Source organism: Chitinophaga sp. LS1, assembly GCF_034274695.1.
Taxonomy (GTDB): domain Bacteria; phylum Bacteroidota; class Bacteroidia; order Chitinophagales; family Chitinophagaceae; genus Chitinophaga.
Genome location: NZ_CP128362.1, coordinates 8,042,827 through 8,066,143, shown reverse-complemented (window position 1 = coordinate 8,066,143; position 23,317 = coordinate 8,042,827). Strand labels below are relative to the sequence as shown.

The following is a 23,317-nucleotide window of genomic DNA, read 5'->3' as shown; positions in this document are numbered from 1 at the left end:
TTTTAATTATCCTCCTATCATCACAGTAGGAAAACCTGCTACAATCACGCCGCCATGGGCTGTATTATCACCCATACGTGCTGCAGGTCGTCCTCCTATAAGCACGGTGGCAGAGCCTTTCACAATGGTATCAGGCGGCCCGGTACATACCAGGATATCGCCTACTACCGCTGCTGGCATACCGCCAATCATTACGGTAGGTATACCCGGCCCGGTTACAGGACCACCTACATGTGGCACCGGACCCGGATTTACCAGTGGGCAGGTGTGCATATCCGATATTCTTGCTGCTGGCGGCATATCAGTTTATTTTAACTAATGATCCTGTTATTTCAGTAATACCACTGGATGAAAGCTTGGTACTTGCTCCACCGGAAATCTGTGCATCTGCACTGGCCTGCATAGAAAGCGAAGCCGCTTTAATACTTAAAGATGCAGCTGCTTCCAGGCTCAGGTTCCCACCTGCTTTGAGCTTGATGTCCATCGGGCTTTCCATGCTCACACCCTGCGAATCCATGGTCACCTTATTGCTGTTCTGATCTGTAATGGTGATTTGCTGGCCTGCTTCATCCAGTACAATCTTATTGCCGGCTGGCGTATCGATGCTGATGGTTTTGGTATCATCGTTAAATGAGATGTGCATTTTACTGCGGGTGGTAAATCCTTTTTCATTATTTGCATCCTGTGCTTTGATAGGTGCGGGCTTGGCACTGCTATGCAACATCCCTAATACTACGGCATCGCGGGGATCATCGTTGATAAACCCTACAATCACCTCATCACCTATCTCCGGCCGGAAGTATGCGCCTCTGTCTTTGCCGGCATCCAGGCTCGCTACCCGTGTCCATATACCCTGTGCATCATTGTCTATCATGGGTATGCGTACCAGGATACGATCCTGTCCGTCAGGGTCATTTTCCAGTTGCACTACTACGCCAATCTGTAAGCCACTGATACCGCCTGCCAGTCCTGCGGCAGGGGCATCGTTCATATCATTGTGTACAAAAGCATAAGGGGTCGGATCGAGGCCAAACTGAATATGCGTATCCCACATACCTTTGCCCAGTTCCTGTCTGACTGCTGTTACAAACGCATTGCCTTTGAACCGGTTACCTACGCCATCCAGTTTCACCATATCACCGGGTTTGATGGTGGAAAAACCACTGAAACGTGCTCTCCCCCTGATCTTACTCATACGGCTTTTCAGCATAGTACCCTTCACCCAATCCTGTAATTCCTGTTCCAGTCGGTGACCGCTGTGATGCAGCTCAAAAGGCAATTGCTTCATGGCTGTAGAAAGATCCTGTCCACTCAGGTTACCATGTTCGGAAAAGGAAACACTGTCCGTATCCGCCTGAAATACCTGCTGGTTGCTGTAATCCCATGAGCGGGCAGCTACGTTTTTCCATTGCCTGCGCGCATCGATGTCTGCTTCAAATTCGAGAACGGATGAACCATAGCTGACCTGTAATACTGGAGCTGCACTGGTATCCGGTTTTTTAATAGTCACCTTTCCATCGTCTACATTCACCAGCATGCTATTGGCTTCTGCGCGCAGCAGCATGAAATCCCAGTCACTCAGGTGATGCTGCACCAGTTCTTTATGTGTAAGGGTAGTAGCCTGTGTGTCACTGCTAAGCCCATATTTGCTAATGAGTGTGTCATATACCTCACTGTCCTTTACCTGTTCAAAGTAGCGGCTATGCCTGCCCAGTGTCATGCGCATGGCATCGTCCCTGCATTCAATATGTAGTTCCCCATTGCCATTCTCTTTGATCTTGATGGCATGACGGGTAATAATGCCTTTGAATACCTGTTGATTGTCGCCATCTCTTCCTATCCGGATCACAATACTTTTGCCTGGTACAAACAGGTCTTCATCACTGATGGCAAATGTTTTATCGGCAGCTTCCCCATCGCGCAGAATAATACGCGCCATGGGAATGCGGTTAATTTCTTTGGTAACAGTAATGGAAAGGATCTGGTAGTCCGGTGATACTGCTGTACCATCCACGAGTAGCGTATAGGTAGCTACATCATGCTGTGAGTCGTTTGGTATCAGTATTTCTTCCATTACTTTTCAGTTTGGTCAAAGGGTGGAAAATAAAGTTCGGAACCTGCTTTGACGCTACGGATGGTGCTCAGGCCATTTACCTTCGCCACCTGCATCACATAGGCGGGATCGTTATAAATAGTATTGGTCAGGTTGTCCAGCCTGTCTCCCTGTACTACCTTTCTATAGTGGGTCAGGTCAGGGGAGCTTTGCCTGTCCTGTGCCAGTCGTTCCTGTCTGGCTACATAGTTCAGGAAGGTGGCATTCAGCTTTACACGCAGTGGATTACCTTCTGGTGTAAAGAGGGTATGATTGATATCAAGATTGGAGAGTACGCAGCGAAACTTAATCTCTGATCCCCAGATGATGAGCAGGAAACGTGGGCGGTGAATATTGCCGTCCATGTTGTACACGCATTTCAGAAATGACTGTAGCTGGTCGTGTACAGGCACGGTCTTCAGTGCATCGAGGTAACCTTCCATAGTGCCGGTACCATCGAGGATAAATTCAAGCCGCAACTCTTCAGGTGCAGTCGATTTGAATCGTACATCCGTACCACTGTTGCCATGCCCTCTTCTTTCATCCAGGTCAACCTTGTAGTTTTTGGTGAACGACTCCGGGTTTACAGGCACGGTAAATACCGTTTCTGCACCCGTAAAGTCACGGTTGGGGAAGGAGTGTATCTTCAGCTTTACCAGGTGATTATTATCGCTCATTTCTATCTTTTATAGCATCCATGATCTTGTCCAGGGTATCCTTTATCATTTCTTCGCCTGGTGATACGCTGTTGTTATCACCGCTGCCTGACTTGCCGGCACTGCCGCTGCCTGCATTTGCATCATCGGTCACGGTGGCTTTGATCACCAGCTCTCTGATCTCTATAGGCATGTTATTCGAAGATTAATCTGTTATAATTGAGTTCCAGTGTTTCGATCAGTACCTCTCCCCGTTCAGCATTCAGCTCACCTATCTTCCAGCTGCGTGGCCATACATTGCTGAGTTTCCAGAGCATGAGTGTTTCATGGTCTTCATTCAGCAGTGATACCTGTAGCAGTTGAATGGGTTTCACCTGCTCATGATCAAAGGCGTCTTTCAGCCATTGGGTCAGCATCGCGCTTTGCGAGGGAGATAACAGCCCCCTCTTCAATACGAGGGGGCCGTACTTTCTTCTCACCGGAATCACGTGCTCAAAGCGGTTTTCGCCGCCTTCCTTTATCGTCTCCGTATCCAGCGTGGCATCTAGTCCGCTTACTGACTGAAAGCGCACATCAATGTTCTCCTTGTCGGTTACGAACTCCACCCTGAAGTGGAAGTTCACGGCCTGATAAAAGGAATTTGCTACATTTTCTGCCATGATTAGTTGTTAGCTTCCATGATTTCAAGTCCTTCATGTACCAGTTCCATTGTCTCGATGGCCACTTCATTGGCATCGGCTTTCAGGTCGGTAGACTGCACTTTGGACGGCCATGCGTTGAGCAGTTTCCAGGTGATGATGGCTTCATGGTTTTCGTTCAGCAGTTTGATGGTAACCGTTCTGCGGTATTTGGAGCCTGTTTTGTTACCTTCCTGGAAGTAATAGGTCTTGGACCATTCATTATAGAAGTCAAAGTCCCCTTCAAAGGTGCCGCGCTTCAGCGTTATATTGCTGAACTTGCGCAAGCCTGCCTGTTTAGACTTATTGTATTTCTTGCTGTTACCTTCGCGGTATTCTATCACTTCGGTTTCGAAATCAAGACCGCTTACTTCGGTAAATCCCATCCTGAAATCTGTACCCCATTCTACCTGGAAATGGAATTTAGGAATTGGGTAATCGCCTTTAGCTGCCATATGCATTTATATTTTTGAGCGTGATAAAATTTGATTAATTACACCTTGATTTTGGATCTACTACTGCAATCGCGTTGGTGAGACTACTCTTGCAGGCGTCTAGTGCTTCCTTGTCTTTATTGGCTTCTTTCAGCTTTTTAGACAGGGTCAGCAGCGATTGATCATCTTTGTCAAAAAGGGCTTTTACTGTCGTACGGTAACTATCCGCACAGATGGGGAAGGAGAGGATGGGAGTCAGTTCGCAGGTATCGTTGCCATTATCAGTACCACAATCGTCATCGGATGAAGGACCGGTGTTCTTCTTCACGGGTGCGGTGGTAGCTGCTGCAGGATTCGTACCCTCGCCAGGACAACCGCTGGCACAACCCAATACACTATACCAGGTAGTAATGACGGTTTTAAGACCATAGTAGTTCTTACCGTCATGCTGTGTTTTGAATGGTTGGTAATTACCATCACATGGTTTGAAATCGCAGGTGCAGTCTTTGCTGGTTATTGCGTCGATGATCAGGTTAGCAAGTTTTACAGCTTCGATGGCCTGTGCAATCAGGGCGTCGCGGGTAGCGATAATGGCATTCAGTTTGGTGCCATAGTCATCGAGCGCTTTCAGGATGCCTTTGCCTTTTTCAAGGGCAGGATCGTCATTCTTCTGGATGCAGATCTGCAGGTCATCGTATCTTTTCTTTACATAATCTACCTGGCCGTAGAAATCCCTGATCATACAGAAGAGGGTTTCAATCGCCTTGCAGGCTTTGCTGGCATTGTACCAGATCTTGTCTGCCTGGGTAGCGATGATTTCCAGCTGGTGACAGATATTGCGTGCCAGGTTTTCAGCTTTATCCAGTTCATCGAGCCATCCTTTATAGCGGCTGCGTCTGTCTGAAATAAAGGCGATCTTATTCTGGAGCTGTGTAGTTTTTTCAGTAACGGAAGCAGAGCGCTGCGTCACGTCTTTCAGCTGATCCTGCCAGGTGTCGTAGCAACAGTCAGTACAACCGCCATCGCTGGAGGTGTTGGTGTTGCAGCAATCGGCGATCTTTGCGTCCCAGCCAGCTGCCAATGCATCGTAATTATAGGTAGTAGACATTTGCGGGGTTTTAGAATTTAACAATTAGCTTCTTCTTCCTGGTTGACAGGTTTACAGCAGAAGGCATCTTTTACTTCATCACAGATGTTGCAGATGGCATCACTACATCCTTTCAGCCGGGGTGAATAGTTGCTTTCGCCTACCTGTACGCAATCGCAAGGAGGGCAGCACAGATGTCTTGCCGCATCGTAATAGCCTTCCAGTATACTGCGTTGATAATGACGATCGGTTATAGCCCTGGTCACTTCCTGTACCTGTTTCACCACATCATCCTGTAGTTTATCCAGGTCTGTCTTACGTGTTTTCATCACACCACTGATGTGTGCTTCAAACAGTTTAGATTGATCAGAGAGGGTTTTTTCCAGTGGCTCTAATGTTTCGAGATTAGAAAAGAGCTGGATACCTGCTACATCAGCGGCACTCTGGAAGATGGTGTCAATGTCTGATGCCAGTGCTTTCGGCATATTCACCAGATCATTCAGGATCTCTTCTGATTGAGCACAGGCAGCGATCACCTGTTTGCCACCTTCGCCACAGTTGCAGTTCTCACGGCTCTTGCCGGTAAGTGCTTTGTACTGGGAGCAGTTGCAACTGTCATTGATAGCGCTGTCCAGTTTACCGGCAGCATCTTTCAGGTCAGCGAATTTTGTTTTTACTTCTTTTGCTTTCTTCGCAATGTCTTTCAGGGCAGCCCCCAAAGCGGTATTCCACTTTTTGTAGGTGTCCATGTTAGACTTCAGTGATTCATTGGTTATGAGCAGCTCAGTGGCGGTGGTCATTTCCAGGTTGCGATATCGGCGGTAGTTGTCTTCTGTTTTTACAAAGAGACATTTCTTTTCATTCAGCAGCTCGCTGACGCCGTCATATTTTTTCTCCGCCTTACCCAGCGACGCAGCAGTATCATAGAGATTGCTGCACACAATACTTCTTTGGGTATTGATGCTCTTCTGGGTGGCGTTATCCTTGTCCTTACATTTATCTGTATTGGTGGATTGTTGTTTTTGCGGTATGTCCATAACAAATCGTTTGAAAGGTTAAATTTTATGCTTCCGTCAGCATTTTATGCATGAACCGGAGTATGATAAACTCGGCAGGTCTTACTACCGCCAATCCAATTTCCACGATCATACGGCCTTCCCATATGTCTTGTTCAGTCATGGTTTCACCAAGACCAATCCTTACATAAAATGCTTCGCGGGTGGTAGTGCCCATCAGTGCGCCGGCCTTCCATTGCTGGGTGAGGTAGTTCTCGATCATAGATCGTACCCTGATCCAGGTGTTACGGTCATTGGGCTCGAATACGAATTGCTGAGCGGCATTCTTGGTCGATTCTTCTACCATGTTGAAGAACCTGCGTACAGGAATGTAGCGCCATTCGTTGTCATTACCTGCAAGGGTACGTGCACCCCAGATGATAGCTGGCCCCCTGCCCGGGAAAGAACGGATCACATTGATAGACTTACCGGCGGTAGTGTCTACATTCAGGCTTTCCTGATCTTCCTGCGTGATGAGCATTTCAGGAGCAACTGCGTATTCGATATTTACATTGGCAGGTGCTTTCCACACACCGCGGTTGTTATCGACAGTCGCATATACCCCTACTACAGCAGACGAAGCAGGCAGCAGCATCTGGATATCGTTGATAGCGCCGCGGGCCATGTTGTAGTAAGCGTTGTTATTTGATTTGAGTTCAGTGAGGGTAGCTCCGATATCGCCTGCGCCATTGCTGATGATCTTTACATCACCTTCGTTATAAGTGAAATCAGTTCTTGTATAAATACGGGGGAAATAAACAGCGGCATACTTCAGATCATCCGTTGTACCTGAGAGCGTATTGCGCAGGAAATCCACATCCAGGCGCCAGTTGCCGGCATTTGCAGGATCAGGATAAACATCCAGTACAGTAAAGCGATCTTTCAGTTTTACACACTGTGCAATAGCAAGGGCATACAATGCATAGTAGTTACCTGCACTGACCATGTTGATCGCATCAGGGAAAAGTAAGAGGGTTACTTCATCTATTTTTTCTACTTCAGCAAGACCACCCTGCAGATCGGCATCGAGGATCACATCTCCATCGGAATAACCGCCTACCGAAGTGATATAGCATGGTCCGCCACCATTGATAAAGAACATTTGCAGGGAATAATACATCAGGTATTTGGAGCTGAGTTCTGCATTGATGGCCCCCTGAATATCTACTTTGCCCTGTGTAGTATCGACGGTGATTTCAATACCAGCATCAGGTTTGGCGCCGCCGAAATACAGATCGTATTCCAGCATGGATTCAATGCGCCATGGTTTGTTTGTGAGGTCGCCGGCCACTTTCCACTGGGCCTTTTCCGTATAGCCGATAAAGGCAGGAATAGCTGTTTCTACGGAAGCGATGGAAGGGGGCAATTTGGGAATCTCTTCTATGTAGACGCCCGGGGTTTTATATTCTGCCATATGTTCTTGTTTATAAAATTTTAAAGATTGAAGGTTTAAGGTGCTACCGGAAAGAGTTTTGAAGTGGGTAGCATAATCTCTGTGAATAGCTGTTTATTTTCACTACGAATCATGCCATAGTCTTCCGGGTTTGGCAGGAAGAAAAATGAATTGTCCGGTTTCTGAAAATAAGTGGATTGATAAGTGGAATTCCTGGGGCTTTTGCTGATGAGTGATCCGTTCTGGTAATTCAATAATTCATCGGGGTAATTGGTCTGATCAAATGGTAACCTGTTTGCATGCACATAACGCCAGTAGGTCAACCTGCTGGGAATCCTCAGCTCGAACACGGGTGGGTCGTTAATATTGCCCACCGGTGGTTTGCGGGTGATGAGGTAACCCTGATCATCCAGCAGATTGAACGCCGCATTCGTTACACGTGGTTTGAATTGTAGGGTCGCCCAGCTGTTTGTATCGGAAAAGATCACAGCATGTTGCCAGGCAAAGCTATTGTCACCTGCTACTTCAAGCGAATATTTAATATAGTTAACCAGGGAAAGATCGCTGTAGTTGAGTGCTACTTTTTGTAAACCACCCGCATTTTGAGCAACAAAAGTATTCACCACATTTCCTCCGCTATCTTTGAGTGTGAAGGTGGCCTGTGTCACATTTGCACCAGCAGGAAAAGTAAAATTAAATCTCAGTGGCAGCAAACAACGATCACCCTCATTCACGTAATCATTGCCATGCAATGGCAACCACTTGTCTGCATTATTATCAATATAATATGCCTTAACGCTGTTGGGGGCGATCGTCGCGAGTTCTCCCTGTTCATATGCATACCCCGCAGTAAAGTCTGCAATGCGGCTGCTAAGCGCAGGAAAATTAAGCGCACTGAGCACACTATCATTACTAAAGTAATAGGTGGCTGGCACAGGATTAACAATACGTGAATTGGTAATGGTATGAAAGCCGGGATTTTTCACCCTGAGGAGTATTGTGACCGGCAAATCCGCTGGCAGCGGTATTTTGGGTGTATATACCCGCGTGCCGTCCGGCAGAAAAGAGGCAGTGACTTCAATACCAACTTTACAACCGGAGTAAGAGGGGAGCAGGCGCAGATGATGATCTCTGAACAGCTGATTCAGTGCAGATGGCACTTCAAAGCTGATATCGCTATTGACAGCCGGAGCATCTTTATCCCTCCTGTCAATGAGGAATACCAGGCGGTCTGCCTGGTTGTCCAGATCAAATATGGAATCACCTTTTGGATTGGTGAGATAGAATTCATGCAGCACCTTTACCTCAAACAATATCTTATATATAGTTTGCATGGTTAGATCACCTGTTTATGGGGGCGTTATTATTTTCTATTTCTTCAATGAGTGGTACTTCTCTCAGTCTGTTGTTCGACGTGAGTGCAATGAGGCGGAGTTTATACATAGCGAATGGCATTTGTCTGCCACCCAGAGATCCCCATAGATGGTTGATCTGTTCGAAGGTCAGGGTATAAAGCTCCAGGGTAAACTTCATATCCAGGACATCTTCGCCGGGTGGCAAACTGCCGGTATCGGAAGCATAGTGAAAAGAACTTTTCCCCTGTACAAACTGGATCACGTAGCTCAATCGCTTCAATGCATCTACGTATTTGCTACCACCGTAGTTACATACAAACAGTACATACAGGTTCAGGAACACCGGTGGATTCTGGTATATAGCACTACTGCTGCCTTTCTTCAGAGGTGTATTATTCTTTAGCGTACTTTCTTCCTCAAGGTTGACAAGGGTAAGTACGATGTTGTCCGGTAGTTGTGTACCGGCAGCTGTTTCAAAAAGACCGATGTTGTCAATAACAACAGTCGCTGCAGCATCAGTAATGCTCAGATAAGATTCCAGCTCTTCTTTCAACAACAAAAGTGCACGATCAATCATTGTTAATTGATTAATTAACGACATGGAATAACCAGACACTATATCATGCAGGATGATATGCGTAAAGTACAGTAATAGATGCGTGATTCCCTTTATAGTGGGGAACTCTCTGTTCACAGACGCGCTACAGTTCTATGAAAAATCAGTGATAATTCATTACTGAATAGTTGTGTTTTGGGGTAAATAAATAAGTCAGTTGAAAATTACCAGGTTCTTTCAAAAAATGGATGCTGTGATTCATTTACCTTTTAGGTTTGTCAATATGCTATCTATCGTTTTTGGGGTAAAAAGGTAAATGATGTCGTGAAATTAAAACTAAATCTTGAAATTCAAACAAATCCTTTGCTTTAATTTTTTTCCATGTTCGATTAGTTTCCACGTAAGTTACATCCATACTATGAATATAGAGCCAGTATTTCTCCGGAACTTCATGCGTAGAAATACGGTAAATTCAACTTTATACCTACAAAAAATGCCATTTTACCTCATTCCTCATTTGGGAATCTGTAAAATTGGCAAATTGCATAGTATCCATAACTGCCTTCCGGGGGGAAGGTATTTACCGGGAGGGATAAATTAAAAAGTATCAGCATTCATGGCCAGGGACCGCAAGTACATATGGTACCACATATTTGGGAGTATGGCATTTTTGTTCGTACCCCTGTTGCTTTCTCCCAGGCCGCCTGAGGAAACGGGATACTTTTCCCGTCCTGATATCAGGGACCTGATCGGCAATGCACTCATGCTGCTTGTATTTTATCTCAATTATTACTGGCTGATCCCCGTCATATATTTTAAGCGGAGGTATGCATTATATTTGACAGGTATTGTGTTGGCATTCATTATGATTTGTGTACTGCCTTCCCTGCTTACGGGACATATACCCTGGCAGCCTGCGCCTGTACCACCGATGCCAATGCCGGATGCACATGGGATGGGACCTATGCCGAACGGAGGAAGTTTTCCTGAGCAGATCAGGCATCATATATTCCTCTTCGCTATCGTCATACTTACATCAGTATTACTGCGTATCAGAAACCGCTGGTTTCTGGCAGAGACGGCCCGGTACAATGATGAGCTCATGCATCTGAAAGGACAGATCAGCCCGCATTTTTTATTCAATACCCTGAATAGTATTTATTCTCTGGTATTGATCAAGGACGATGCCGCACCGGATGCAATTATAGAGTTATCTGAACTGATGCGCTATGTGCTCAGAGATGCCAACCAACACAAGGTACCACTGGAACGTGAGATCAAGTATATTACCAGTTATATCTCACTACAACAGGCCAGACTGGGAAATACAGCACCTATTCATAGCCAGGTACAGGTAGGTACAAATGATTTGCAGATAGCACCGCTCATCCTGATTTCCTTCATAGAAAATGCATTTAAGCATGGTGTAAATCCGGATGCCCCATCAGATATAAATATCATTATTCAGTTATCAGCACAACAACTGGTCCTTCATGTGACCAATAGAAAAGTGAGCAAAAGACAGGTAGACGGGGAGGGGATAGGAATGGAGAACACCATCAAAAGGTTACAATTACTATACCCCTCCCGACATCAGTTAAATATAACAGAGAATGAAGAGGAATTTTCTGTACAACTTTCAATGGATCTGGCATGATGAAAGCAATAGCGATAGACGATGAACCACCTGCACTGCAGGTTATCAAAACATATTGTAATAAAACAGATCTTATAAGCCTGGAACAAGTATTTACCAGCACGGCAGTAGCATTAGAATATCTGGAAGAGCATTTGATAGACGTATTGTTCATTGATATCCGAATGCCAAACGTATCAGGAATGGACTTTTATAAATCATTACCCCGCAAAATGGTAGTTGTGTTTACAACTGCTTACAGCGAATATGCGATCGAAGGATTCAATGCCAGGGCAGCCGATTTTCTCTTAAAACCATTTCAGTATGACCGTTTCCTGCAGGCCGTAGACAAGGCCGCCATGCAGGTAGCTATTTTGCAGCAAACAGGGATACTTTAGTTTTTTTTATGGAAAGTAACTTGACGAAGGAACTATTATTCCTTCTGCCGGTTGTAGCCATCGCTGTTTCGATGGTGTTATTTAGAAAAAGAAAGAAAGGGGGGCCTTTTATAGTTTCGGAACCTCAGGTGCCCACACCTAAAGTGATACAAAAGAGTATAGTCTCGACAGGGATCATACTGGAATATAAGCATCACTGCCGTGTGGCGCCTGCTCCGGAACAGTCTCCAACCAGCCCACACTTTAAGGTGGAAGAGATGTATAAGCATGACATTGAACAATGGGAATCTCACTTTATCAGGATACCCTTCAGTAAGAACTAATAATTTTATACAACTCCCCTGAAATTCTATACCTGTTCCTGGTTTATCTTTATCAGGTGAGGAATCTATTATCTATACTTTTACTGTCGCTGTGTTATACAGCAGCCTTTGCACAGCGAACTGTGCGATATGACCTGTATATTGCCCATGGTCACATGCACCATGAAATGACCATTAATGGTGGAAGCCCCGGCCCTGTATTGGAATTTACAGAAGGTGATACCGCACTGATCTACGTACACAACCAGATGGGGATGGAAACGTCTGTTCACTGGCATGGTATTCTTTTGCCCAATAGATACGATGGTGTATCCTATCTCACCACGGCGCCTATCAAAGCAGGAGAAACCCATGAATATAAATTTCCTGTTATTCAAAATGGTACTTACTGGTATCATTCACATACCATGCTCCAGGAGCAGAGTGGACTGTATGGCGCAATTGTAATTCATAAAAGGAAGGAACAGCCACAGAATGAATATACCATGCTGCTGAGTGATTATACCCACATGAATCCACATACGGTAGACAGATATTTGCATAATGCGTCAGACTGGTTCTCTGTAAAAAAGAATAGTGTGCAAAGTTATGGAGAGGCGATCAAAGCCGGTAAATTCGGTACCAAAGTAACGAATGAATGGAAACGCATGCTGGCAATGGATGTGAGCGATGTATATTATAATCATTTCATGACGAATGGAAAGATCACAGATACATTGCTACAATACAAAGGGGGAGATAAAGTGAAATTGCGTGTGGTGAATGGGAGTTCTTCTACTTATTTCTGGCTCACTTATTCAGGCGGAAAGATTACCGTAGTAGCAAATGATGGAAAGGATGTAGCACCTGTGGAAGTAGATCGCTTAATTGTAGGTGTAGCAGAAACATATGATGTGGTAGTAACGATTCCTGAAGATATGCAGTATGAATTTCTCGCTACTTCAGAAGATAGAACGAATAGTACTTCTGTGCTGTTAGGAAGTGGGATGGCCATGCCAGCAGATCGTTTGCCCCGATTAAGATATTTTGAAGGGATGAAGATGATGAATGGCATGATGAAGATGAATGGAGATATGGATGATATGGGGATGAATATGTCATCACAGCAGATGGATATGAATACAGTGATGTATCCTGAACTGGATCGCAAAAAGAAGCCTGCTGGCAATATGGACCACATGCATTCGGATATGAATATGCATATGGACAAGAATAAGAGCGACATGGGTAATATGAGCAATAACGATGACCTTGTCACCCTCAATTACAGCATGCTCCGTGCTACCGAAAAAACAACCCTGCCCGCCGGTCCCATAAAAGAACTCCATTTCGACCTCACCGGCAACATGAACCGTTACGTATGGACAATCAATAACAAAACCGTTTCCGAATCAGATAAGATCCTCATTAAAAAAGGAGAAAACGTCCGCATCATTTTATACAACAATACCATGATGCGCCACCCCATGCACCTACACGGTCATTTCTTCCGTGTACTGAATGGTCAGGGCGATTACTCGCCCCTAAAGCACACCCTTGATATTATGCCAATGGAAAGAGATACCATCGAATTTGCCGCCACAGAAAGCGGTGACTGGTTCTTCCATTGCCACATCTTATACCATATGATGAGCGGCATGGGCCGTGTGTTCAGTTACGAAAATTCACCTGTCAATCCTGAACTCCCAAATCCTGAAAAGTCATACCGGAAAATAGAAGCTGATGACAGGCAAATTCATACGATGGCAGAAGTCGGATTAGAAAGCAATGGCAGCGATGGTACCATACAATTTGCCAATACCCGCTACCGTTTACAAACAGAATGGAGAGTCGGCCTCAACGCAGAAAACGGCTATGAAACAGAAAGCCATTTTGGCCGCTACCTCGGCCGCATGCAATGGTTATTCCCCTATATCGGCTGGGATTTCCGCTACCGCCGTGAAAAACAACCAGAAAAAAACTTATTCGGCCAGACCAATACCCGCAATAAACGCGGTGTACTGCATGCAGGTCTCGAATATACGCTACCCATGCTGATTACTGCCGATGCCTCCATCGATACCGATGGCAAACTCAGACTGCAACTAAGCCGCGAAGATATTCCTATCACCCGCCGGCTACGCTTCCAGTTCATGGCAAACACAGATCGCGAATACATGGCCGGCTTCCGGTATATCTGGACAAATTACTTGGCTTTATCTACTCACTACGATAGCGACATGGGTTTTGGCGCAGGTGTCACGCTTAGATATTAACTAATGCTACGCAAATATTAACCTTACTTGTCATTGTGATCTGCTACAATAATCTGCGGAGAGGCCTGCTGATACAGGTTTCTTCCGCTCCCGAAAAAAAATCATCTGCCGAAGGCTGATGATTTTTTTTGCCCCTATATATGATAAAAACTGTCTTTTTTACAATTATTAATTCCTATATTGCTCTCCTCTCACCACGTAAGGAAAATCATTATCATGAAAAAAGACCTGCTGCTTTTATTCTCAGCACTAACCATCGGCCTCACCGCCGCTGCGCAGTCACCACTACGCAGACACATCAACTTCGACTCAAACTGGAAATTCTCCCTCGGCCACGCCGGCAACGCAGAAAGAGATTTCAACTATGGCCTTGAAACCTCCTTCTCAAAATCGGGTTCCGCAATCAACACCTGCATCGAACCCAAATTCAACGATAACACCTGGCAAGACATCCAACTCCCACACGACTGGGCTGTCGCCCTGCCATTCCAATATTCAAAAAAAGGTGACCTCGAAGGAAAAGGCTACAAACCAGTAGGCGGCGGCTTCCCCGAAAACAGCATCGGCTGGTACCGCAAAACCTTCAACATAGCCCGCGCCGACTCCGGCAACCGCTTCGTCATCCAACTCGACGGCGTATACCGCGACAGCAAAGTATGGGTAAACGGCTACTACCTCGGCGGTAACTTCAGCGGCTACACAGGCGCCTCCTACGACATCACCGATGTATTACAATTCGACAAACCCAACGTCCTCGTAGTCCGCGCCGACGCCACTCAAAATGAAGGCTGGTTCTACGAAGGCGCTGGCATCTACCGCCATGTATGGCTCAATGTCACCAACAACCTTCACATCGCTACAGACGGTGGCGTATTTGTTCACTCCACACAAAAAGGAAACGATGCTATCGTCACCATCGAAACTACTGTAAAGAATGAAAATATCACCCCTGCCAATGCCACTGTATACACCGTGATCACCAACAGGGAAGGCAAGACACTGGCACAAAGCAAACCACAACCACTGTCCCTCGCCATCAATGAAAGCAAAAAGCTCTCACAGGCTTTAACCATCACACAACCACAACTCTGGTCACTGGAAAACCCCTATCTATACCGTGCCGTCGCTATCGTACAATCAAATGGTAAAACCATCGATAGTATGAAAGTGCGTTTTGGTGTTCGCACCATCGTAATGGACAAGGATAAAGGCTTCTTCCTCAATGGTAAAAACATCAAAGTACAGGGTGTATGTTGTCATCAGGACCACGCCGGCGTAGGCGCCGCCTTACCCGACTACCTCCAATACTATAGAATTGGATTGCTGAAAGAAATGGGTACCAACGCCTATCGCACCAGCCACAATCCTCCTACCCCTGAGTTACTGGATGCCTGCGATAGCCTTGGTATGATCGTAATGGATGAAACCAGATTACTAAACAGTGGTCCTGAATACGAAGGGCAATTGCGCAAGCTGATCCTGAGAGACAGAAACCATCCAAGCATCTTCATCTGGTCTATCGGTAATGAAGAATTCCAAACCCAATATACCGACATAGGCAAGCGCATTGCCCAACACAACCTGTTCGTACAGCAGGAGCTGGATCCTTCCCGCACCAGCACCTATGCTGCAAATATGCCGAACATATTTCATGGTGTGAACGAAGTAATTCCCGTACGTGGTTTCAACTATAACCTCGGCGGCATCGATGGCTATCACAAAGATCATCCTGAACAACCGGTAATAGGCACAGAAGTAGCCAGCACTGTCACCACCCGCGGCATCTACATAAAAGATACCGTAAACGGCTATGTACCTGACTATGACAGCACCTACCCATCCTGGGCATCTACTGCGGAGATCTGGTGGAAACTGGCCGCCGCACGCCCCTGGTTTATGGGTGGTTTTGCCTGGACAGGCTTCGACTATCGTGGTGAACCTACGCCCTACAGCTGGCCAAATATCAACTCTCACTTTGGTATCATGGACATGTGCGGCTTCCCTAAAAATGTATATTACTACTACCAGGCCTGGTGGACGGACAAAGATGTGCTGAACATTGCCCCACACTGGAACTGGCAAGGAAAAGAAGGACAGCCCGTACTGGTATGGATCAATACCAATGCAGAAAATGTAGAACTCTTCCTCAATGGCAAAAGCCTTGGAAAAAAAGATATGCCGGTCAATGGACACCTCCGCTGGAGCGTGAACTATGAACCCGGTACCCTCGAAGCGGTAGCTTATAAGAAAGGTAAAAAGATCACCAGCAAGGTAGAAACCACCGGTGCTCCTAAACGGATTGTATTAACCCCCTCAAAGACAACTTTGCAGGCTGATGGCGAAGACGCTGTCGTAGTAAACGTGAGTGCAGTGGATGATAAGGGCAGAATAGTGCCCGTAGCCGGCGATATGATCCACTTCTCACTGGATGGCCAGGCAGACATCATCGGTGTCGGCAATGGTGATCCCAGCAGTCATGAACCTGATAAATGTGTACCAGGTGCATGGCAACGCAGCCTCTTCAACGGGCATGCTCAGTTGATCATCAAAGCAGGAAACAAACCCGGAGCAGTGGTACTAAAAGCTACAGGAAATGGATTGGAGGCAGCTACCGTTACATTTTAATCTGTAATTTTTTAAAACCCTCAAAAATGAAAAGAAAACCCCGTTTGCTAGTAGCAATCAGCCTTGTAATGCTCTTAATAGCTGCCTGTAAAAAAACAGAAGACCTGCCCGATATCAAATCTAATAACGTTGCCAGTACCAGTAGCGAAGCTGCTGTCACTGGCAACGTGACTTATACGCTGGTCAGATCGGGTAGTCCTACGTCCACAGAGCAGGCAGCGTACACCCTCATCACTGCTGCCATGGATAGCGCCGTATGGTATATGAATCATTATACCACCTACACCAAAGCGATCACTGTGACCTATGTGCCTTCGGTATCCACTGCCGATGGCAATATTAATGGAAGTATCCGTTTTGGCTCCAACACGTATTATATGAACCTGGCCACTGCGCTGCACGAAATAGCACATACAGTAGGCGTAGGCACTACGAGTGTATGGTGGAATACCCTGATCGTAAGTGGAACCTATACAGGTACCTATGCCACGCAGACATTGCGAACACTCACTGGTAATTCAACAGCAGTATTGTATGGAGATAGTCAGCACTTCTGGCCATATGGACTCAATTACCCGACAGAAGTGACTTCTGTGTATGATTACATTTATCATTGCCAGATATTGGAAGCAATGCAGCTGGATGGTTTGTAAATAAAAAAAGCCATGACGCAGAGGCGAAACGGCTATTACTTAAACCTACAACTGTTAAAACTGCAATTTTCATTGCGGTGCAAAGGTAGAAGGTAATGGCTCATTGAATGAAACCAATAAATCGGAATACATGACCAATTTTTCCTGCCTCGCCGGCGACAGGGAAAATTGGTCTTTTTTTGTGCTTTTTTGGAATTGATGCGACGCGTCAGACGTTCTACTTTTGTATGGAATTAATGACAAATCGCGCAAGTTTATGAATCAAAAGAAATGGATCATTGACCCTGATCACTCAGGTGTTCAGTTTAAGATCAAACACCTTGTTATCTCGAATGTAACCGGTGCCTTCAATAACTTCAATGGTGGTGCAACCTTCTCCGATCCACACCAGATCGACAATGCAGAAGTTCATTTCTCACTGGATGTACACAGTATAGATACCAACCAGGAACAAAGAGATACCCACTTAAAGTCCGCCGATTTCTTTGATGCGGCACACTTTCCACAAATAACATTTCAATCCGCTTACTTCAGAAAAATGAAGGGCGATAAATATAGCCTGGCAGGTACACTGACCATGAAAGGCGTGAGTCGTCCCATAGAACTGGAAGCAGAATATGGTGGCGTAGCTGTAGATGGTTATGGCAGAAGGAAAATGGGTTTTGAAGTGAAGGGAAACATCAGCAGATGGGAATTCGGATTGACATATAATGCTGTACTGGAAGCTGGCGGATTGTTGCTGGGAGAGGATGTACAGCTCGAGGCAAATATACAGCTGATACAGGAATGATGTAAGGTGGAAAAGAAAATTAATTGCATCCTGATAATTGATCTATGCACGATCCACTAAAGGCCAATAAAGAAAGAATACAAGATTGATACAGGAATGATGCAAGGTGGAAAAGAAAATTAATTGCATCCTGATAATTGATCTATACACGATCCACTAAAGGCCAATAAAGAAAGAATACAAGATTGATGCATGAATGATGCAAGATGGGACTGAAGATTAATTGCATCCTGATAATGAATGCTTAATTCAATCTCGATTATCTCACATTACAATAAGAATTTAAGATTGATACAATAAACATTAGACAAAGATTAAAACGAAAGACGATGAAAAAGAAAGTAATGAAAGGACTTGTTACATTAGGTTTATTTTTAGCAGTAGCAGTAGGCGCAAAGGCACAGAGCAAGGATGATAAGGTTACGACAGACAGACCCGCATTTCTATTAAGCGTAGGCCCCGAGGCCGGCATTCCATTAGGTAATCTCAAAGATCATTACAACTGGACCCTGGGTGGTTCTGTACAGGCAGATTATGCATTGGTAAAACGTACATTGTACATTAACCTGAACGCAGGTTACACCAATATATTTGCCGACAATACACCAGGCCTGGATGATCTGCAGTTAATTCCGGTAAAATTAGGTTTGAAGTATTATCCGTTCAGCAATAACAATGTATACATACAGGGTCAGGCGGGCGTAAGCTTTATTACCAATGGCACCGGCGTGTACAACGATAAGTCAGCAGCTTTCGTGTACACACCGCAGATAGGTTACCTGATTCCACTGGGCAAAGGCAATTACCTGGATGCTGCCGTGAAATTTGATGGCAACTCTAAATTTGTCGATGGTGGAACATCCAACAATGTAATAGGTGTCAGAGTAGCATACGCATTTAAACTTTAGTTTGTATAGGGGTTTATGGTTAAGTGAAAATAGTCGTCCGCTAGCATGTCGGACGACTATTTCGTTTTATGGCGTAACTACTTTTTTGTAAGCAGAAGGATTCTCGTCCGCAAACTTCTTAAAGAATCTGCTGAAGTGAGAACTGGTATCAAAATTCAATTGGTCCGACACCTCTTTAACACTGAGAGAAGAAGTCGTAAGCAATAACCGCGCTTCTAAAAATACTCTCGCATGAATAATATGCAACGCATTTTTCCCCGTTTCCTGTTTCACCACCTCACTCAAATGCTTGGCCGATACATGTAGCAGGTCGGCAAATTCCTGCACCGTTCTCTTCGTGAGAAAATGTTCTTCCACAAGATCCCTGAAGTTCATGAAAAGCGTATACTGCCGTGTCAGCTGGTAGTGCGTGCGGCTGTCCGTACATTTCTCAAAAGTTCTGTTCACCTCATAGAGTAATTCCACCAGTTGTAACCGGATCATCTGAAGAAAGAAAGGATTTTCTTCTTTATACTCCAGGTCTATTTTCTCATAGAGTGATTTGATCTTTTGGAAGTTGTGGTCAGAAAGACTATAGATAGGTGGGCACTCAGGGTGCAGGTCCATCAAAGGGTCGAGTACGCTTTGTTTGATAAAAATATCGGAAATAAATTCTTTTTTAAACATGACCATATAGAGCAACAGGTCCTCAGATGCATTTTCAAAAGAATTGATAAAGCGTGGCGAGACAATATGCAAAGACTGTGGTGTCACCTGGAAGGTGAAAGGCCCGACCGTCTTTGTGCAGGTGCCCCTGATACAAAGGATCAGGGCGTAATGGTCTGTTTTAATGGGGGCTCCGTTTTTAACACTGCCTTCGTTGCTCAATATAGCGAAGTTGTCGGGGTGCAGGAGCTCATCATATTTATCCATTCCAAAACTTTGCGCGACCTTTTTGTCCAGTGACAGGTAATATTTTATGGTGGATGGTATGTCCAGTATTGGCGTCTGCGTGTTCATAATTAAGGCGGTAAAATTACGGGAATTCTTTTAAAGCTTACCGCAGGTTATTTCCCCCCATCCTCCTCATCCCATAAACTAAAACGCTTTTGCCGAAGGCAAAAGCGTTTTAGTACTATAGCAGAGTTCGACTATTGTGAAAGTTTCTCCTTCAATAAAACCAGCCTGTCATAAAACCCTTCAAAAACTGGTACACCCTGTCGCTGTTTCATAATCTGCAGATGGCTATGTACAAAAGCCTTTACATCGGTAATAGTAGTACTATGGAATAATTCTATAGAATCGGGTAAGGACGCTGTTTTATAGAACTCTTCCAGCTCCTGGATCTCTTTGTCGGCATATTTCATGGCGCAAAGATGGCGATTTTATTTTTTTTCTTCCGCCGAAAACCGGAAAGTAGTCCAGGTCACATCTTCCTCCACCTGCTGTGCACCCCCACGGCCACCACCCATTCCGCCACGCATACCACCCATGCCCATACCTACACCCATACCCATGCCGCTGCCCATGCCACCCATGCCCATACCTCCGCCAAATGACACCCTGGGAGAACCGCCACCACCGCCACGACGTTGACCCTGACCCTGTCCTTCACCCGGACCACCCCGCTTACCAGGCAGCTGGTTCACCATAACTCCCACACTAAAGCTCTTTCTGAGGGCTTTTTCTGACAATCCATTGGCAAGCACCCTGTTCAATGGTATCGCTGCCTCATATACCAGGCCACTATCAGCCATCGGATTTAATCCAATTTTAATCCCCGTCATCTTATCCGTCAGGTTATGCTGCCCGTTTTCCATATTCAGAAAGCCATCTGTATTGTAAACAGTTGGGACTTTTATGCCATCCATGTTCCTTTCCGGGTATACCAGGGCCATTTTTTTCTTCTGTTTGCCCTTTGGATCAAAATAAAGGCTCATACCCGCCTTCATGATACGGTGTTTCATTTCGGGGTCTGAAGTCATGACACAGATATAAATATTCCGGGAGTCATTGGTAATACTATAAGACAGTGTATATTGGCTGTTAGCATAGCGCAATGGCATCGTCCACTCGGAGGCATTACCATCTGGATCAATAGGGCTGGATTGAAAACGCTCCTGTGGAGCTATATTTCTGTTACAACTAGTGCCCAGTGCCAGCAAAAGGGAGCAGTAGCTGATAGCATGTGATAATTTCATATTAGCTTAGAACTGTATTTCATCGTTCAGGTTTAATATCCCAGAATATTACATAAGTACTTGATAATTATAAGATAAAAAATATTTCTGTTCACAGGCAACCATTGGATAACAGATTCCGTATTATAATAGTATAGATTAAATACAGACGGCTACTCATTTGGAACAACTTAAGACCATAATAGAAGGGTGTATGCATGCACAGCCCAGGTGCCAGCGGCTGCTGTACGAACGGTATTATGCATATGCCCTGAAAATTGTGTTCAGGTATATATACAGGTATGAGAGAGCGACTGAGGTGGTGAATGACGGATTTGTAAAACTATTCAACCGGTTTGACAGGTTTACCTATGAAGAAGGAGAGGATCTGGAAAGAATGCTCCTGGGGTGGATGCGCAAGATCATGGTAAACACGGCCATCGATGAACTGCGCAGGAAGAATATGATCCCTGAAATAGGGGGTATCCCGGAATACGTATGGGAAACACCCGATATGGGGCAATCCGCAGAACAAAAGTTATATTATAAAGAACTGATCATCCTGATCAAAGAATTACCTCCTTCCTATCAGGTTGTATTCAACATGTATGTAATAGATGGGTTTTCCCATCAGGAAATTGCAGACAAGCTGAATATCAGTTTAGGCACTTCAAAATCAAATCTTTCAAAAGCAAGAGAACATTTAAGAAAGAAATTAAATAACGGCATACGGGAATTTGATATATGCAGCTTTTAGATGACGATATGGATGAATTATTCCGCAATGCGGCGTCGCAGTATCCCTTAAAAACGGATGGTGCGGACTGGGATGCTCTCAGTAGTCGCCTGCAGTCTGCACAGCCACAACCGGCTGCAGTGGAAGGCGTGCGGGGTAATAAGTGGGTATGGCTGGGTATAAGCATACTAATGACTATACTTTTTTTTATATCCTACGCGCCACCTCTGGAAACAGGTAAGCTGCCGCGTACTGGAACAGGAATAGCAACAACAATAACGACAACACCAGCAATAACAACTAATTCTTTAGCAACAACAACAACAGCGATAACAACAAATACTAATACTACTACCAATAATACCAATACTACTAATACTTCTACCAATAAAATAAATACTAATAATAATACCAACACTACTAATACAATAAATACTAATAATACTGCCAATACAATAACAAATACAACAACACCGATAAAATCATCGACTCATACTACTATTCCCAATTCTATTTTTGCTTCGCCTACTCTTAGGTTAACCAATAATAGATTTAATTCTGATAAAACAACAAAGACAAACAATAAGCATACATCAACCTCCGTTATTGGTGTTGTAACAAATAATACAAAGAAACAAGACGTCAATAAATCAATTTCGGGTACCTCCATTTTCGCTGGTGAGCCTACAACTCCACCTGTGCAAAATGTGCAGGAAAAATTACCAGTGGACAGTAACACTACAACGCCAACGATCACCACACCAGTACAGGATATTCCGCTGCCAATAACAGCAGAACCAGTGGTAAATAGCACAGCTGAACCAGTAATAAAGGAAACAGCAGAAGAGCAGGTAAAGAAAACGCCAGCAGAACCAGTAGTAAAGAAAAAGCAGTCCCCTGCCAAAGTGCAGACAGGCCTCTATTTCGGCCTTATCGCCAGTCCTGACATCAGCACTGTAAAAATGCAACACGTGGATAAAGTAGGATATGGCGCCGGTATCATAGTCGGTTACCGCATCTCCCGCAGCTTTGCTGTGGAAACCGGTCTCCTCTATGATCACAAAAACTACTACTCTGAAGGAAGCTACTTCAGCAAGGAAAAAATTCCTTACATCCAATACTGGAAGATCATTAACGTAAATGGCTATTGTAATATGTACGAGATACCAGTGAATGTGCGCTACTTTATTAAAAATGGTCAAAATACAAGCTGGTACGCTAACGCAGGTGTATCATCTTACCTGATGAAGAAAGAAGACTATGCTTATAAATACATGACCACCTCCGGAGACCTGAAGAACAGCTCCTGGGCTTATAAGAATGCAACTCAAAACTGGTTTTCTATAATAAACGTGGGAGTAGGATTGGAGCACAACCTCGGCGCAATAGGTAAGCTCCGTGTAGAACCATATTTGAAAATACCTGCCAAAGGACTCGGTATCGGAGACCTGCCCATTACCAGTATGGGTATCAATATTGGCATCACGAAATCTATCCGTTAATCGTGTAGGCTTCCAACTTTAAAATCC

Annotated in this window: 24 protein-coding genes; 10 read left to right on the top strand and 14 right to left on the bottom strand. The window is 44.9% G+C overall.

The features are described from left to right. Window positions 1–6: 6 nt before the first annotated feature. From QQL36_RS33075 to QQL36_RS33025, 11 genes are read right to left on the bottom strand one after another with little or no spacing between them, the layout of a single operon-like run. On the bottom strand, window positions 7–300 hold the full coding sequence (locus QQL36_RS33075; RefSeq protein ID WP_083722091.1) for a PAAR domain-containing protein: 294 nt from the start codon (window positions 298–300) through the stop codon (window positions 7–9). Between the two features lies 1 nt (window position 301). Then, a complete protein-coding gene (vgrG, locus tag QQL36_RS33070; RefSeq protein ID WP_321568190.1) occupies window positions 302–2,074 on the bottom strand; it encodes a type VI secretion system tip protein VgrG in 1,773 nt (590 codons plus the stop codon). Beyond that, window positions 2,074–2,769: a hypothetical protein gene (locus QQL36_RS33065; protein WP_083722089.1), complete on the bottom strand. Its 696-nt coding sequence runs from the start codon at window positions 2,767–2,769 to the stop codon at window positions 2,074–2,076. The genes vgrG and QQL36_RS33065 overlap by 1 nt, the downstream gene beginning before the upstream one ends. Beyond that, the gene (locus tag QQL36_RS33060; protein ID WP_083722088.1) at window positions 2,759–2,941 is read right to left on the bottom strand and encodes a DUF5908 family protein; all 183 of its coding nucleotides are present in this window, start codon (window positions 2,939–2,941) and stop codon (window positions 2,759–2,761) included. The genes QQL36_RS33065 and QQL36_RS33060 overlap by 11 nt, the downstream gene beginning before the upstream one ends. A gap of 1 nt (window position 2,942) precedes the next feature. After that, window positions 2,943–3,407 carry a phage tail protein gene (locus QQL36_RS33055; RefSeq protein WP_083722087.1) on the bottom strand — a complete coding sequence of 155 codons (465 nt, stop codon included), beginning with the start codon at window positions 3,405–3,407 and terminating at the stop codon, window positions 2,943–2,945. Between the two features lie 2 nt (window positions 3,408–3,409). After that, the gene (locus tag QQL36_RS33050; RefSeq protein ID WP_083722095.1) at window positions 3,410–3,880 is read right to left on the bottom strand and encodes a phage tail protein; all 471 of its coding nucleotides are present in this window, start codon (window positions 3,878–3,880) and stop codon (window positions 3,410–3,412) included. A 34-nt stretch (window positions 3,881–3,914) separates the two neighbouring features. Further along, window positions 3,915–4,967 carry a hypothetical protein gene (locus tag QQL36_RS33045; RefSeq protein WP_321568189.1) on the bottom strand — a complete coding sequence of 351 codons (1,053 nt, stop codon included), beginning with the start codon at window positions 4,965–4,967 and terminating at the stop codon, window positions 3,915–3,917. A 17-nt stretch (window positions 4,968–4,984) separates the two neighbouring features. After that, on the bottom strand, window positions 4,985–5,983 hold the full coding sequence (locus tag QQL36_RS33040) for a hypothetical protein (protein ID WP_321568188.1): 999 nt from the start codon (window positions 5,981–5,983) through the stop codon (window positions 4,985–4,987). Window positions 5,984–6,008: 25 nt separating this feature from the next. Then, entirely contained in the window at window positions 6,009–7,415 is a 1,407-nt protein-coding gene (locus QQL36_RS33035) for a phage tail sheath family protein (protein ID WP_321568187.1), read from the bottom strand. 35 nt (window positions 7,416–7,450) lie between these two features. Further along, window positions 7,451–8,728 carry a hypothetical protein gene (locus QQL36_RS33030; protein ID WP_083722083.1) on the bottom strand — a complete coding sequence of 426 codons (1,278 nt, stop codon included), beginning with the start codon at window positions 8,726–8,728 and terminating at the stop codon, window positions 7,451–7,453. A gap of 7 nt (window positions 8,729–8,735) precedes the next feature. Continuing rightward, complete coding sequence (locus QQL36_RS33025) at window positions 8,736–9,326, bottom strand: DUF4255 domain-containing protein (protein ID WP_083722082.1); 591 nt, start codon at window positions 9,324–9,326, stop codon at window positions 8,736–8,738. Between the two features lie 640 nt (window positions 9,327–9,966). On the opposite strand from QQL36_RS33025, the gene QQL36_RS33020 reads away from it, so the two are divergent. The 8 genes from QQL36_RS33020 (at window position 9,967) to QQL36_RS32985 (ending at window position 18,893) form a co-directional block, all read left to right on the top strand. Next, window positions 9,967–10,962: a sensor histidine kinase gene (locus tag QQL36_RS33020; protein WP_179091044.1), complete on the top strand. Its 996-nt coding sequence runs from the start codon at window positions 9,967–9,969 to the stop codon at window positions 10,960–10,962. Then, complete coding sequence (locus tag QQL36_RS33015; protein WP_321568186.1) at window positions 10,959–11,339, top strand: LytR/AlgR family response regulator transcription factor; 381 nt, start codon at window positions 10,959–10,961, stop codon at window positions 11,337–11,339. The genes QQL36_RS33020 and QQL36_RS33015 overlap by 4 nt, the downstream gene beginning before the upstream one ends. A gap of 8 nt (window positions 11,340–11,347) precedes the next feature. Then, window positions 11,348–11,662 (top strand): hypothetical protein, encoded by a 315-nt coding sequence (locus QQL36_RS33010; RefSeq protein ID WP_321568185.1) that lies wholly within the window; start codon window positions 11,348–11,350, stop codon window positions 11,660–11,662. A 56-nt stretch (window positions 11,663–11,718) separates the two neighbouring features. Next, complete coding sequence (locus tag QQL36_RS33005; RefSeq protein WP_321568184.1) at window positions 11,719–13,917, top strand: multicopper oxidase domain-containing protein; 2,199 nt, start codon at window positions 11,719–11,721, stop codon at window positions 13,915–13,917. A 216-nt stretch (window positions 13,918–14,133) separates the two neighbouring features. Then, window positions 14,134–16,542, top strand: coding sequence for a beta-galactosidase GalA (gene galA, locus QQL36_RS33000; RefSeq protein WP_083722077.1), 2,409 nt, complete (start codon window positions 14,134–14,136; stop codon window positions 16,540–16,542). A 26-nt stretch (window positions 16,543–16,568) separates the two neighbouring features. Beyond that, the gene (locus QQL36_RS32995) at window positions 16,569–17,195 is read left to right on the top strand and encodes a hypothetical protein (protein ID WP_083722076.1); all 627 of its coding nucleotides are present in this window, start codon (window positions 16,569–16,571) and stop codon (window positions 17,193–17,195) included. Between the two features lie 256 nt (window positions 17,196–17,451). Then, entirely contained in the window at window positions 17,452–17,985 is a 534-nt protein-coding gene (locus QQL36_RS32990) for a YceI family protein (protein WP_083722075.1), read from the top strand. Window positions 17,986–18,314: 329 nt separating this feature from the next. Further along, on the top strand, window positions 18,315–18,893 hold the full coding sequence (locus tag QQL36_RS32985; protein WP_321568183.1) for a hypothetical protein: 579 nt from the start codon (window positions 18,315–18,317) through the stop codon (window positions 18,891–18,893). 66 nt (window positions 18,894–18,959) lie between these two features. Here QQL36_RS32985 and QQL36_RS32980 read toward each other — a convergent pair whose 3' ends face one another. The 3 genes from QQL36_RS32980 to QQL36_RS32970 all read right to left on the bottom strand — a co-directional run bounded on the left by QQL36_RS32980 (window position 18,960) and on the right by QQL36_RS32970 (window position 21,073). Continuing rightward, entirely contained in the window at window positions 18,960–19,892 is a 933-nt protein-coding gene (locus QQL36_RS32980) for a helix-turn-helix domain-containing protein (RefSeq protein ID WP_083722073.1), read from the bottom strand. A 131-nt stretch (window positions 19,893–20,023) separates the two neighbouring features. After that, window positions 20,024–20,239 carry a DUF6965 family protein gene (locus QQL36_RS32975; protein WP_083722072.1) on the bottom strand — a complete coding sequence of 72 codons (216 nt, stop codon included), beginning with the start codon at window positions 20,237–20,239 and terminating at the stop codon, window positions 20,024–20,026. A gap of 18 nt (window positions 20,240–20,257) precedes the next feature. After that, a complete protein-coding gene (locus QQL36_RS32970) occupies window positions 20,258–21,073 on the bottom strand; it encodes a hypothetical protein (RefSeq protein ID WP_083722071.1) in 816 nt (271 codons plus the stop codon). A gap of 193 nt (window positions 21,074–21,266) precedes the next feature. On the opposite strand from QQL36_RS32970, the gene QQL36_RS32965 reads away from it, so the two are divergent. Both QQL36_RS32965 and QQL36_RS32960 read left to right on the top strand, forming a co-directional pair. Next, complete coding sequence (locus QQL36_RS32965) at window positions 21,267–21,809, top strand: RNA polymerase sigma factor (RefSeq protein ID WP_235643557.1); 543 nt, start codon at window positions 21,267–21,269, stop codon at window positions 21,807–21,809. Continuing rightward, the gene (locus QQL36_RS32960) at window positions 21,797–23,290 is read left to right on the top strand and encodes a hypothetical protein (RefSeq protein WP_321568182.1); all 1,494 of its coding nucleotides are present in this window, start codon (window positions 21,797–21,799) and stop codon (window positions 23,288–23,290) included. Before QQL36_RS32965 ends, QQL36_RS32960 begins: the two co-directional genes overlap by 13 nt. The last annotated feature ends 27 nt before the right edge of the window (window positions 23,291–23,317 follow it).